This window comes from Thermoanaerobacter sp. A7A, from assembly GCF_000445185.1.
Taxonomy (GTDB): Bacteria; Bacillota; Thermoanaerobacteria; order Thermoanaerobacterales; family Thermoanaerobacteraceae; genus Thermoanaerobacter.
The window spans coordinates 22,953-36,191 of sequence record NZ_AVAF01000159.1 but is presented as its reverse complement, the minus strand read 5'-3'; the positions used below and the strand labels follow the sequence as shown (position 1 = coordinate 36,191).

The window sequence follows — 13,239 nt, the reverse complement described above, 5'->3', positions numbered from 1 at the left end:
TTTTTTTTTTTTTTTTTTTTTTTTTTTTAATTTTTAAGAAGGATTTATGCTTTTTTTGTCGAATATAGTACTTTAATAGATAATAATGTAAAAAACAAAACAGTTAGCTATTTATATTTTGCTTTTGTAAATAAGTTATAACTTGAAAATAACTAAAAATTTTATATTGTCTTTTTCTAAAAAAATAATCACCCATATTACATTAGATGACAAATGCCGGCCCGATGACAAATAACTGTATATAAGGCATGGATATCAGAATAAATATATATTTGAATATAGAATATCCATTGAAGTGCCTAACATGCGGGGGTGTTTTTATGAAAATAGAATTAAGTGATGTTTTGAAGAAAATGGGGGTTATTGTAGAAATTTCGGATGATGAAATGGTTGCAACCTTGAAAAAAACCCTTTCTTCTTCTTGGGATAATGTAGATATTCATGAATTTTTAAATATACTGGAAAGCGATCTTCGTAAGAATGGAATTATAGTAAGTGTAGATAAAAGTGCGTTAATTAGCGTATATACCCAAAATAAAAAAGAGGCAGTAATAGCAAGAGGAATACCATATAAAAGTGGCAGGGATGGTTATCTGGAATTTATCATAAAAACCGATAAGCCGAGAATTCTTTATACCGAAACATTCTCTGAAGAAGATATATTTAAGATGGCAAGTATACCCTTTGCAAGAAAAGGTGATGTTATCGGAAATCTGCATAAACCCATAAAAGGTGAAAATGGAATTAGCGTAAGGGGTAGAATTATAAATGCACCGCCTGTAAGAGACGTTGAAGTAAAAATTTTAAGTAATTCCATAGTTTTTAAAGAAGATGAAAATAAGATAGTTGCAATGGCTGATATAAGACCGATTGTACATAAAAAAGACGAAAATGATAAATTTGTATATTTTTTTAATTCTATTCCTATGTTAATTTACAAAGGAAGTATCACGAAAAATTCAAGACCTGTAACATTCGATGGTGATGTTATAATAAACGGAAATGTCGAAAAAGGTAATCAAATAATTGTTTCAGGAAATGTTCAGATACTTGGTTCAGTTTACGAATCAGCAATTCATGGAGGTCAAAATATTATTATCTATGGTGGAATTGTTAATAGCCAATTACATGCCGGTTTTTTACCAGAAAATATTTTTGATAAAATAGAACTTCACGCTGTAAATCTTATTGTTGAGAAATTATCGGCAATTTTTGCCCATATTAAAGAACTACCAACTGTTATGAATAATTCCAGAGATTTAAGCGAGAAAATCAAATTAATCGAAACCTTAAAAGAAGAGTTAAAAACATCATCAACGGAAATAAGTATGATACGCAGTTCAAATGTACTTCAAAATCTTCTGGAGGATTTAAAAAGTCTCGTTAAAACGCTTAACAACATTTTGGATTACGACATTATTGGTCTTATAAAACATTTGAATTCGTTAAAAGAAATCTTTGAAAAAATCCTTTTCATATCAAGTGTTCTAGACGAGGAACCTGAAAACAAGGGACATATACTTGCAAAATGGGTTCATGACAGCAAAATTTATGCTATGAAGGACGTAATTATAACCTCAGAAGCAGGTTGTTATAATACAAAAATTTCTACAAATGGTTCAGTTTCCATTAATGGTAAGGTTAAAATGAGTACGATCGAATTTAAGAAAAATATTTTCATAAAAGAAGCCGGATCGCTTGGCGTCGGCAGTCACGTATTATTAAAGGGAAGTAAAAATTCAATAGTAAAAATTCTTTACGGCTATGAAGGAGTCGAATTATACTTTGATAAAATAGGCTACAAATTAAAAAATGGTGAAAAAATAAAATTATATTTAGACAAAGATGAAAAAGTCGTTGAAGACATTATTTAATTTGTTGCAGTTGGCTTTTAACCGTCGACCGAATATGAAAGGATGATTTATGTGTTGAAGAGGAAGGAACTTAGAGATAAGAAGTATTATTATGATTATTTGACCCATCTTCCAAACAGATATTTTTTATATGAGTATTATAGCTCTAGCAATTGCCAATTTGTTGTTGCACTCCTTGATTTTGATAATTTCACATACATTAATGATTCCTATGGACATCATTTTGGGGATAAAGTGTTAGTTGAAATAAGCAAGATGCTGCTTGAAATAGTAAAAGAAAAGGGAAAGATTTTCAGGTTTGGAGGTGATGAGTTCGTTGCCCTTTTCCACTGTAATTTGGATGAAGCAATAAGCGTTATAGAAAATGTTATAGAAACGTTTAATTATGTTTTCAAAGTTGAGGAAAAAGATATCTTAACAACAGTGAGCGCAGGCATTTATGTATCAAAAGTAGGCGAACATATAGATGATATTATAAGAAAAGCAGATGCTGCAATGTTTGAAGCTAAAAAGTTGGGCGAATCAAAATATGTCATTTTTGACAAAACTATAGAGGACAAGATCATCAAAAAAGCTGAAATGATGCTAGATATCAAGAAAGCGATGTTAAACAACGAGTTTTACCTTTTATTTCAACCTATTTATGATTTGAGAGTAAATAGGATAAGGGAAGTTGAAGCCCTTGCAAGGTGGAAGAACGACAAATATGGCGACATTTCTCCTTCTCGATTCGTTCCAGTGCTTGAAGAGACTGGTCTTATCAAAGAATTTGGTATTTTTATTATTGAAGATGTTTTTAAACAAATAAAAGATTGGCAGAATAAGGGCATCGAGCTTAAGGTTAACATCAATGTTTCTCCCCTTCAGCTTAGGGAGGATGAGTTTTTCTTTAAATTTGATGAGCTTATTAGTAAATACAATATACCATCAAATCTCATCGGCATAGAATTTACTGAAACTCAAATATTAGACATTAAAGGGCAAAAGGTAAATAAAATAGACGAATTTTTAAGAAGGGGAATAAAGATTTCGCTAGATAATTTTGGTGTTGGATATTCTTCCTTAATAAACATGGTAGAGTTTCCTATAAGCATTATTAAGATGGACAAAAGCCTTATTGACAGGATTGACGAAAACAAAGTAAAAACATTAATTAAGGGAATTTTGTATATCTCAAAGGAAATGAACTATGAAGTCGTAGCGGAAGGGGTAGAAACAGGGGAACAGCTTAGTATGCTAAAGGAATGGGGTTGTGACAAAATACAAGGCTATTATATATCGAGACCTAAAACTTCAGAGGAGATAGAATTGATGTTTAGAACGTGAACGTAAAAGGAAGTAAAAACATACTGAAAAATGTAAAAATAACAACTTTACTTTTTATTCTAATAGGATTAGTTGCCATTTTTTTGGAATAATTTCATTGAAGCGGGTGACCCTCACAATCTTTCTATATCCTTTTAATTCCCCTTTAACTGTCGTCTAGAAAAATTTTTTCTAGCATACGTGCAACACCTAATTTATCATTTGAGCTAGTAATAAAATCTGCTTTTTCCTTTAGTAAAGGAATTGCATTTTCAACTGCAATTCCGACTCCTACAGATTCAACCATCTCAACGTCATTTACTCCATCACCAAATGCCATAACTTGATCCATTGAAATACCCAAATAGTTACAAAGTAATTCTACAGCCACAGCTTTAGTTATATTTTTAGAATTAACTTCAAAATTATCATTTTCTATAATAAAGGTAAATTCATCTTTCAAAGGTTTAAACATTTCTAATGCGCTCTTAATGCGTTCGGGAGTATCATATACCACAATTTTTAAAGGATCTTTATTTAGATGAGAAAGTTTACCTTTTCCCACTTCCACAAAAGGAACCTTATGTATTTTTGAGAAAAGATAAGTCTCTTCTATAGCCTCTTGAACATATAAACAATCATCCGCATAAAATTTTATATAATAATTATTTTCTTCTAAAATTTTAATAATAGGCTTAATTTTTTCTCTTGAGATTGGAAACGTGTAAAGTGGAGGTTGCCCTATACTTGATATATAAGCTCCATTATAGCAAATCACAGGAATTTTAATTCCCAACAATTTTGCAATTGTACAGGTAGAACGAAATGTCCTACCTGTAGCTAATGTAACAAGGATTCCTTTCTTTTGCACTTTCTTCATTGTTGATATTGTCTTCGGATGAAGATTACCATTTGAATCTAATAAAGTCCCGTCAATATCAACTACTGTAAGGCGAATATCCCGCATTATTCAACAACTCTCTTTACAATTGTCGCTAATTCTTCCACATCTTCTATTCTTGTTAAACCTGTTGTTTTATCAATAATTGAAGTGTAAACGTGAGGTATCACAGTCTGAATACCATTTTTCAAGCAAACTTCTAGAACAGAAGGTAATGATTTTTTGTCAATTCCTCCTGTTGGTTCAAAAATAGTTATACCGTGGTTAATACACGCTTTAACCATTTCCTCTACTTCTTCAAGCCGTTTGTTTCCTTCTATTGGGAAAAACTTTACTGAAGGAACACCTATCTCCGCCAACATCGCTGCTGCTAAATCACATGACACCATTTCTAAGTATTTTTCACTAGTTGGTCCTGTTGAAATAAATACTTTTCCTGGTATACCAGAAGGTCTAATTAGAGCATTTACTATGGTATGTTCACTTTTAACTGCTTTTAATGCTCCTAAAGTATACCCTGCTGCCGTGAAAACTTGATTTACGTGTGCGGGCTTAGTGGCAATAGCAAACTCTAGTACCTTTTGCCATTGTAGTGGATCCCCTGCACCAAGTCCAATAGAAACAGGTATTCCTGCATTTTGAAATTCAAAAACCTTTTTAATCGCTTCTTCTGTAGAATCGAACTCTTTTGTCAAAATCCCAATAAATACTTTTCCTTCTGTTACCTCTACAATCTCTTTAGCATTCTTTAAATTCTTTGCTAATACATTTAATCTAACTTCCATTTTTCACACCTCATTATACTCTTAAAATTTCTTTTATTCGATTAACAATTATTTTTTCTTGCCCTGGAAGCAAAGGACGAGGATCAATACTTATAATACCTAAATTTGCATAATGATTCCTAGTAAAAATTGCAGGTTCCCCTCTTTCTAATTGTTGTATAATTTCATGCGTTGAAATGTTTAATCTCTCTTCGTCAAATTTTAATTGAGCACGATAAATTTTTCTTCCAGCTTCATCCTGCACAACCGAAGCAGTTATTCCATCGATATTTTGAAACTGATCAACTATCCATTGAACTTGCTGTAATTGTTTTTCTATGTCTTCTACTTTATTTTTATAAATCTCTAATGCAGCAATTAAACCCATAATTTGTTCTTTCCCAACTTTCATTGCCCTTCCAATACCCTTGTACTGCAAACGACAAGCTTCAATTAGTTCTTTTTTTCCACAAATAAAACCTGAAGTAGGACCTTCTATAGCCTTACCGCCACTATATATTACAAGCTCCGCCCCCATTTGAATATATTTCTGTATATCTTCTTCTGCAGCTGCATCTACAATTATTGGAATATTATTTTCTTTGCTAATTTCAATTATTTCAGGAAGAGATAACATACCTTTTTGAACAGCATGATGTGATTTTACATAGAAAATTGCAACAGTTTTTTCTGAAATTGCATCTATAATATGACTTTTTTCAACATAGTTTGTTTGGCCTACTTCAACTATTTTACCTCCACCTAATCTAATCATTTGTAGTATAGAAGCTCCAAAATTAATCGAATGTCCTTTTTGGATGATAACCTCATTTCTCAAACCTTCACTATACGGTAACTGCTCAATAAGAGTTAAATTCTTCCCTGCAATTAAAGCAGCTACAGAAATTGCAATGCCAGCAGCAGCACCTACTGTCGGGCATGCATCTTCCGCCGTCGTAATTTCAGCAATTATTCTACCTGCCTTTAACATTAATTCTTGAACATCAACGTAATCTTGCGCAGCTTCAAACATTGCTTGTGCTATCTTCGTATCTACAGCACTGCCTCCCAAAGCAGTCATTTTACCGCTTGCATTTATAATCTTTTTTAAACCGTATTTTTGGTAAATACTCATAACCACAACCTCCATAAAAGCAGGCAGGTTAACCTGCCTGCAAATTATTATTGAATTGGAAAGAAAACTCCCATTAACATCGCTCCAAGTATAGCTCCCCCTGCAATTGGCTTTTTGTACGCATAAAAAACTGCAGCTCCAATAATAGCCCCTAAACCTACTGGAATAGAAGCCATGACAGCAGAAATTACAATCAAAGGCCCTAAATATCGTCCAGCAGCATTACCTGCTCCCATCATAATATCTGCTCCGAATGTAGAGTCTATCTTATCAACTGTAAACTTTCGAATAGAAATTATTACAGCTCCAATTATAGCTCCAAGAATAGCACCCGTTAGTAAGGCTAAAGGAAACGATTCAAGCGGAGCAGTAAAGCCTGCTCCAAGCATCAACGCTGGTATTCCAATTCCTACTCCTGTTTGTAAAGAACCACCAATATCTAAAATTCCTACCAATGGACCTTCTATAACACGTGCGAATAAAAAAGCTCCTCCAAAGGCAGCTGCGGCGCCAAATCCGCCTCCCTTAAGTCCAGCTTCTAGTAAAGCAACAACAGCCAAGTCATTGAATGCCCCAACATGATATGTGTAATATAAATGAGTTCCACCAAAAATACCAGTAGCAAGAGCCATCACAAATACAATAAATCCCCATTCTGAATACCAGAAACCAAGCTTTTTATCTTCTATTTTTATATCTTCCATTTTTATTTCACCACCATTCCAAAGAATTTATGAAGATTAATTAACCATTGGGGTATTCCAATATTCATGCTTTTCAGTAATGCTACATCGAAACCCCGGAAAAATCCACTTAATACAAACAAAATAATAACAGTAGTTACTAAAGTTTTTGTAATTTTATTCCAACCAGAATCATCTACACCCTTTCCTATCAAAATTCCCAAAACAATACCTGGTACAGCATTTCCCATTATCAAATGTGCTAATCCACCTAAAATTGTTCCCCAAATACCTGTCCGTTTTCCTGCATCAAGTGCTGCCAACCAGAATATTATGGGCATAACAGGATTGATTAGCCAATTGGCGGCCGGTACCAAAACTTTTGTCGCAACATTTTGTAACGATTGTGGAACTGCCGCCGCTGTTGAATTTAAAAGAGGTATTAATATCGCTCCTACGATAGCACCAGCTACTGCCATTTTTTTAGGATCGTGTAAGGTTTCTTTCACGTTTCCATTTTTTGTTAAAAGTAATGCCGCAGCCCAGTTTGGAATAATTCTATGTTCAACATCTTGTGTTAATGCACCAGCTCCTATGACCGTTGCCCATGAGTTAAATAAAAATCCCAAGCCAAAAGAAAAATGCGAAATTGGATCACCTTGACAAGCATTTAATTCTCCTAATGTTCGAAATGCTCCCATCCCCTGAACTGTAGGAGCATGAAACATTCTTGCAGCACCTGCTCCAACTCCAAATCCTACCAAAGCCCCAATAATTATTGATTTTAAGATTATCACGATAGTCATCCCAAACACTCCCTTCTATTCCTTTACTCTAAATTTTTAAAAATTGTTTTAGTAACGTAGGCGTATCATCTATTTCTTCAAATTTTATTTGCGAAATTTCTATCACTCCTACCCTCACTGTTATCATAGCTTTAACCTTATACAAATTACGCTTTCGCGGGAAAAACAGCCCTAAAAATCTTTCAGTAAATACGATCTTCTTTGCCTCTACAACCTCAATATCTTTTGGTTCAATTCTAATTATTAAATCTTTAATCTCATATGAAAGTTTATTCCTTATTTGTGAAAACATCTTATTAAATACTTCTTCAATAGTTTCACCTTTTTCTTCAAATCTTAATGTACGATCAAACTCTTTATACATCTTTATTCTCTCTCTTAATTAATTTTATATATTCTTCTGTTAATCTCCTACCAAGTTCTTCAATGTCCATAAAGCCGAAACCAAGGACTCTTTTACCTTCTCTTAACGCAGTAATACCTGCATCAATAGAACGAAGTCCATACTCTGCTGGATAGCCATATTTTGTTTGAGCAGTTAAAGCACCAGCCCCTCCACTTCCGCAAAAAGCAATTCCAAAATCAGCATTTTCCTTATTCATTACATCACCAACTTTCATATCTGCGCCTACACCTGGAATCACAATTGCAATTCCACCTGCTTCTTCAACACCTTTTGCTACTTTTTGTCCCTTCCCGAGTCGATCACCAATTACCACCCTCACTTTATCATGCATTATTTTTTCCTCCTACACATTTAATTTTAGACACTTCAAAATGAACCGCTAATAAAAATATTTCTGTTTTGTCTAATTCTTTCTTAAACCTTTGCACATATTTTTGCAAAACTTCAATACTCAATTTTTTTACCTCTGGTGAAATTTCATTCCATAACCCTGGTTCAACAGGTGGTAATTTTTCATTTGTTTCTAATCTCTTAATAAAAGCCAATAAATGATATCCTATTAAAACCAAACGATCAAACGAAAAAGAAAATTTACCATCTTTTTCATTTAATTTAACTAATCTTAATAACTCAAATAGTTCCTCTCTCTCTTTTTCTGTTATCTTTTCTTTCTTAGAAATCTCTTCTATTACTTCTTTTAATATTTTCTTAACTTCATCCATTGCACTTCAAAACCTTTCCAGATTTGATTGTATATAATGGTAACAAGAACTTCTCTGCAACTATTTCTTCACCTTCAGAATCAACAAGCTTAATAGGAGATTGGTTCCATTTTAAAATGGAAATATCTGCTATGTTTCCTTCTTTAATACCGCCAATTTCATGTTCCATACGAAGTACCTTAGCTGGCATACTTGTAGTAGCTTTTATTACTTCTTCTAAAGAATATCCTAAGGCAATGAATTTAGTCATGGTAGTAACTAAACTATAAACAGGCCCAGTTATATTATCAAGATAAATATCTGTGCTGATAGTATGAGGAACAATTCCTAAATCTCTAGCACGTTTCATTACCTTAAAGCTAAAACTCGAAGTACCATGTCCTACATCAAATAGAACCCCTCTTTTTAAAGCATTCTCTGCTTCCAATATTAACTTTCCATCCTCATCTAATATCCCTCCTTTCTTTCCGTGGAAAGCGTGAGTAACTACATCGCCTGCTTCTAATAAACTTAAAATATCATTAAGATCTGGTGGTGGATTGCCAATATGGACCATAAGAGGAAGCTTAACTTTTTGAGCAATTTTTTTAGCAATTTCAAGTGGTTTGATTCCATTGTTTTTTACAACCGAAGAACTCATCCTAACTTTTATCCCATGAATTACTTGACCATGCTCTTTAATTACTTCTTCTAGTTTTTCTAATTCTATGTTTTTTAGATCAGCTAATTCTGAAAGCCCTTCACATAACCCAGGACTAGCAACATTAATCCATAGTAAAACACGAGTAATATTTTTTTTAACTACTTCATCAATAAAAAAGTTAATACAACTAACTCCTGTACTTCCGGCATCTACTACAGTTGTAACTCCTTTATTAACTCCAACATGATCTGCAGAAATTCCTAATACGGTTTTAATTGGAAATACATGTACATGAAGGTCAATTAATCCTGGTACTACTATGCAATCGGAAACATCTAACACATTCTCTGTGGAATATTCCGAAAAAGTATTAGGCTGGTAAATACCTAAAATTTTCCCGTTATCTATGGCTATATCAAACTTGCCTTTCATTTTATTACCAGGATCTATTACATAACCGTTTTTAACAAGTAAATCAATCTTCATTTACTATTTTCTCCTCTCATTTAAAATATTGCAAAATAGCTATTATTTCGCTTTCTGGAATATTAATTTCATTTTCTTTTAATATTTTCTCTAGTCGTTCACGCATTTCAGAAGAATAATTAAATTTATAATTGTAATCCGTATATTCAAAATCATAAAATGAATTAAAAGCAATTCTACCAGCTAAAAGTAAAATATGAAGTTTTAAACCTTCTGCTCGTTCTTCACTAAGATTATCCTTAAATTCTTGAATAATTTTTTGGCTTAATACATACCCTTTAAAAATAATATTTTGTACAAATTGTTCAGCAATCACTGGTTCAAAATAATTTTCTCCCTCAACCGAGGGACAAAACAACTCTGTTGAAGAATTTTTTTGTAATTTATTAATTATTTTATGAATCCGTAGTATATCATCTTCTGTAGGTATATTATGAACTTTTATAAAAGGAATGGTTATATCTTCTATCGGAACTACACTAATAATCAAGTCTGGTTTTTTTAATTCTATCTGTCTTTTTAAAGTAAATATTGAACTTGTTCCAATGATTTTTAATTCAGGAATTTCATTTTCAAGCATTGTTTTTAGTAATTGAGCTGTCCCTCTGCCTGTATTGCACACAATTAATGCCTTAAATAAATAATTTTTTTTCTGTCTCTCATAAGCAGCTTGAAAATGCAATACAATATAGGCTAAATCAGCATCCGTGAAATAAATATCCTCCTCCTTAAATACCTCATAAACACATTCTTTAATCAAGTGAAACATAGTAGAAAAAGAGCTAATAACTGCACCTAGTATAGGATTAGGGTCTATAATGCCAAATCTAAATTTCACAACTTTATCTTTTAGATGAACCAATAGCGCATTTAATAATTGATCATCTTTTTCGAAGTTAATTTTTGTTTTTATTGTCATCCTTTTAATTAACTCTATTGTTTTTTCATATACATCAATTCCTCTATACTCGGAATTTTTTATATCATCCAATAGAGGCTGTACTATTTCTATCGTAGGAAGACTTATATATATGAGTTCAGATTCGGTAAAAATAAAATTCAAAAAAGGAGGCCCATTTAATACTTCTTTAAAAATTTGATATAATTTTTGCATTTTTAATTGTTGAATATTAATCGTTGTCATAAAATCTAAGTTTTCATTTTTCTTCCTCTTTAAACGTTGAATTGTAATTATAAGACGAATAAATATATTAATGATTATTCTATCGGAAAGCATTATTTCCAACTCATTTTCTATTCTGGAAATAATCAAACGTATCTTAGAAAAAACATATTCCAGTTCTTGTTTAGATAAAAAAGGCACACTTTGGATTAATAAAAATTTTTCTTCCTTTCCAACTTTTTCCTTAATTACATTCATAATAATTTTGTTCATTTCTTTTTCTTCCATAGTACTCTGAACAAGATATTCTAGAGCAAGCCTCCGATAAAATTCAGAACCTCTTATTCTTATCCCTTGCCGAGTCCTTTCTATCACAAGATGCCTTTGTTTTAAATCTTTTTCTATTATGTTTAAATCTCTCACAATTGTATTTCGACTAACTTCAAACTTTTCAGCTAAATCGCTGATTTTGTAAAACGAATCATTCACTAACAATTCTAAAGTAAGCCGTCTAATTCTCTCTGGACGCTCAAAAAAACCATATAATCCCTCATTTAAACTTAAATCTCTTTTTAACTCATTACTAATTCGAGTATTTTTATCTCTTTCATCTATCCATATTCCTACATTGGGTTTTGAATAAAGATTAATATCATACTTTTTTAACCAATCTCTGAGTAAATCAAGGTCATATTTTACTGTACGTTCACTTACTTGAAACTCACGTGCAATATCTTTAATCCGCAGGGGTTTTGATGATTCTAATAACATACTAAAAATTTTATTTACACGGCCAGGAAGTAACAAACTATTTTCCCTCCTAACCTTTTGTTTGTAATAAATTATACTTAAACTTTAATTAGTTAACAAGAATCATTTCTTTCACCAACAATAGTGCAATTTTTGAAACTCGTTATATTCTATTTAAATCGTCCTTAATGCACTTTACACTCTTACCTTATCCAAAAGTTAACACTCATGCCGGGCGCACCACAAAAAAGGCAAGCATTTTCTAATGCCTGCCTCTTAGCAAAACTTTACTAACTCCAAACTTGCTTTAAAACTCTCAGTGCATTTCCTCCAATTACTTTTTCAATTTCTTTATCTGAATATCCATGTTTTACCAACCATCTTAAGATATTCCACGAAGCTTCGGTAGGATTCTCTAAGCTTTTTACGTATGGAACTTCCTCATATTCACGATTTTATTACTGGTTTCTTTAGTTGATAAGTTTGATGAGAATACATGGTGCAAACCTACATGATCACCATAAAGTGAATCTATACCAAACAACACATGATCAATACTGCCTAAAGCATTTGATTCAGAATAAGTGATACCCATCGCCTGTACGCCTAATCCATAAAGGATGTCTATGCGATCCAACTCATTTTCTATAGGCGCAGCCCCTTCAATACAAGCAACCCAGGCGATTTTCCCCAATAGAATCAGCATTAATCGTGGTGGTTCGATATATTAATTCAAACTCAAGTTTCTTTCCATTCTTCTTTCTAATTCCTTCACTATTTAATTTATATCCTGCATCTTCTAGTACTTTTTTGGCTCCCTCTAAATCAAACGGTGGGAATTTAATGTTTGACTTTACCAGGTCCTTGTATACCGGAGAAATAGGTGTTTCCATTTTTACGGCACCGCCCTGAAGCGCCGTATTGACTATCGCATCGCGGTCAATTGTCATAGCAATTGCTTTCCTTACATTTTTATCTCTTAAAAGCTCATTCTTATAATTAAATCCAAAATAACCATACCCCAGGGACATAACCTTTAATACTCCAAATTTGTCAGGAGAGGCTTCCAATTGTTTCTGAGATGCTACAGGCATAGCAGACCCAGAGACATGTACTTCACCATTTTTCATTGCTAATAACAAAGCATTGTGATCGGGGAAAACTCTGAAAGTCACCGTCTCTAAATAAGCACCTAAACCATTGTTTGCTAAAGGCCAATTAGGAACCCTTTCAAAGGTATAATACTCACCTTTTTTATACTCTTTCAGTTTAAAAGGTCCGTATCCGGTACCGTCATAATTAAAGTTCATAGGGTCTTCTACTTTTTCGAAGATGTGCTTTGGCATTATGTTTATCCAAAAACCTACCTGAGACAAGAAGTTTACCTGAGGTTTCTTTAAATAAAACTTTACCGTTGTTTTATCTATTACTTCCGTTTTTTCCACGTTCGCAAACATATCAGCTCCAAAACCTAATTTGTGCTTTACAGTATACTCTGCCGTAAATGCTATATCTTCAGCAGTAAACGGGACTCCGTCGTGCCAATTGATGAGTCATGTATGACTATCGTATATTCTTTTTCATCGTCACTCATTTTATAGTCTTTAATGATATAAGGTATTTTTTCCCGTTTTCATCTGT

Annotated in this window: 13 protein-coding genes; 2 read left to right on the top strand and 11 right to left on the bottom strand. The window is 32.7% G+C overall.

The annotated features are described in order from the left end of the window. Positions 1 to 320 precede the first annotated feature (320 nt). Both M663_RS0112670 and M663_RS0112665 read left to right on the top strand, forming a co-directional pair. Positions 321 to 1,874, top strand: a complete 1,554-nt coding sequence (locus M663_RS0112670) for a FapA family protein (protein ID WP_029689177.1) — start codon at positions 321 to 323, stop codon at positions 1,872 to 1,874. 51 nt (positions 1,875 to 1,925) lie between these two features. Further along, on the top strand, positions 1,926 to 3,200 hold the full coding sequence (locus M663_RS0112665) for a bifunctional diguanylate cyclase/phosphodiesterase (protein ID WP_029689176.1): 1,275 nt from the start codon (positions 1,926 to 1,928) through the stop codon (positions 3,198 to 3,200). A gap of 145 nt (positions 3,201 to 3,345) precedes the next feature. Here the strand turns inward: M663_RS0112665 and M663_RS0112655 are convergent, their stop codons facing one another. The 11 genes from M663_RS0112655 to M663_RS0112605 all read right to left on the bottom strand — a co-directional run bounded on the left by M663_RS0112655 (position 3,346) and on the right by M663_RS0112605 (position 13,148). Then, positions 3,346 to 4,146, bottom strand: coding sequence for a Cof-type HAD-IIB family hydrolase (locus M663_RS0112655; RefSeq protein WP_029689175.1), 801 nt, complete (start codon positions 4,144 to 4,146; stop codon positions 3,346 to 3,348). After that, on the bottom strand, positions 4,146 to 4,865 hold the full coding sequence (locus M663_RS0112650) for a KDGP aldolase (RefSeq protein WP_029689174.1): 720 nt from the start codon (positions 4,863 to 4,865) through the stop codon (positions 4,146 to 4,148). The genes M663_RS0112655 and M663_RS0112650 overlap by 1 nt, the downstream gene beginning before the upstream one ends. A gap of 13 nt (positions 4,866 to 4,878) precedes the next feature. Further along, positions 4,879 to 5,979, bottom strand: coding sequence for a DgaE family pyridoxal phosphate-dependent ammonia lyase (locus tag M663_RS0112645; protein ID WP_029689173.1), 1,101 nt, complete (start codon positions 5,977 to 5,979; stop codon positions 4,879 to 4,881). 47 nt (positions 5,980 to 6,026) lie between these two features. After that, positions 6,027 to 6,683 (bottom strand): DUF4310 family protein, encoded by a 657-nt coding sequence (locus M663_RS0112640; protein ID WP_029689172.1) that lies wholly within the window; start codon positions 6,681 to 6,683, stop codon positions 6,027 to 6,029. Between the two features lie 2 nt (positions 6,684 to 6,685). Further along, positions 6,686 to 7,468, bottom strand: coding sequence for a DUF4311 domain-containing protein (locus M663_RS0112635; protein WP_029689171.1), 783 nt, complete (start codon positions 7,466 to 7,468; stop codon positions 6,686 to 6,688). Between the two features lie 28 nt (positions 7,469 to 7,496). After that, positions 7,497 to 7,832, bottom strand: coding sequence for a DUF4312 family protein (locus tag M663_RS0112630; protein WP_029689170.1), 336 nt, complete (start codon positions 7,830 to 7,832; stop codon positions 7,497 to 7,499). After that, positions 7,825 to 8,205 carry a glycine-rich SFCGS family protein gene (locus M663_RS0112625; protein ID WP_029689168.1) on the bottom strand — a complete coding sequence of 127 codons (381 nt, stop codon included), beginning with the start codon at positions 8,203 to 8,205 and terminating at the stop codon, positions 7,825 to 7,827. Before M663_RS0112625 ends, M663_RS0112630 begins: the two co-directional genes overlap by 8 nt. After that, positions 8,198 to 8,596, bottom strand: a complete 399-nt coding sequence (locus M663_RS0112620) for a PRD domain-containing protein (protein ID WP_029689167.1) — start codon at positions 8,594 to 8,596, stop codon at positions 8,198 to 8,200. Before M663_RS0112620 ends, M663_RS0112625 begins: the two co-directional genes overlap by 8 nt. Next, positions 8,589 to 9,725 carry an amidohydrolase/deacetylase family metallohydrolase gene (locus tag M663_RS0112615; RefSeq protein ID WP_029689166.1) on the bottom strand — a complete coding sequence of 379 codons (1,137 nt, stop codon included), beginning with the start codon at positions 9,723 to 9,725 and terminating at the stop codon, positions 8,589 to 8,591. Before M663_RS0112615 ends, M663_RS0112620 begins: the two co-directional genes overlap by 8 nt. A gap of 16 nt (positions 9,726 to 9,741) precedes the next feature. Next, entirely contained in the window at positions 9,742 to 11,655 is a 1,914-nt protein-coding gene (locus M663_RS0112610; RefSeq protein ID WP_029689165.1) for an HTH domain-containing protein, read from the bottom strand. Between the two features lie 605 nt (positions 11,656 to 12,260). After that, positions 12,261 to 13,148, bottom strand: a complete 888-nt coding sequence (locus M663_RS0112605; protein WP_273702738.1) for an ABC transporter substrate-binding protein — start codon at positions 13,146 to 13,148, stop codon at positions 12,261 to 12,263. Positions 13,149 to 13,239: the final 91 nt, after the last annotated feature.

Excerpts from the sequence above, each read along its gene's own strand:
- M663_RS0112625 (WP_029689168.1), bottom strand. The coding sequence starts at position 8,205 with ATGCATGATAAAGTGAGGGTGGTAATTGGTGATCGACTCGGGAAGGGA.
- M663_RS0112620 (WP_029689167.1), bottom strand. The coding sequence starts at position 8,596 with ATGGATGAAGTTAAGAAAATATTAAAAGAAGTAATAGAAGAGATTTCT.
- M663_RS0112640 (WP_029689172.1), bottom strand. The coding sequence starts at position 6,683 with ATGGAAGATATAAAAATAGAAGATAAAAAGCTTGGTTTCTGGTATTCA.
- M663_RS0112670 (WP_029689177.1), top strand. The coding sequence starts at position 321 with ATGAAAATAGAATTAAGTGATGTTTTGAAGAAAATGGGGGTTATTGTA.
- M663_RS0112630 (WP_029689170.1), bottom strand. The coding sequence starts at position 7,832 with ATGTATAAAGAGTTTGATCGTACATTAAGATTTGAAGAAAAAGGTGAA.
- M663_RS0112655 (WP_029689175.1), bottom strand. The coding sequence starts at position 4,146 with ATGCGGGATATTCGCCTTACAGTAGTTGATATTGACGGGACTTTATTA.
- M663_RS0112645 (WP_029689173.1), bottom strand. The coding sequence starts at position 5,979 with ATGAGTATTTACCAAAAATACGGTTTAAAAAAGATTATAAATGCAAGC.
- M663_RS0112650 (WP_029689174.1), bottom strand. The coding sequence starts at position 4,865 with ATGGAAGTTAGATTAAATGTATTAGCAAAGAATTTAAAGAATGCTAAA.
- M663_RS0112635 (WP_029689171.1), bottom strand. The coding sequence starts at position 7,468 with ATGACTATCGTGATAATCTTAAAATCAATAATTATTGGGGCTTTGGTA.
- M663_RS0112615 (WP_029689166.1), bottom strand. The coding sequence starts at position 9,725 with ATGAAGATTGATTTACTTGTTAAAAACGGTTATGTAATAGATCCTGGT.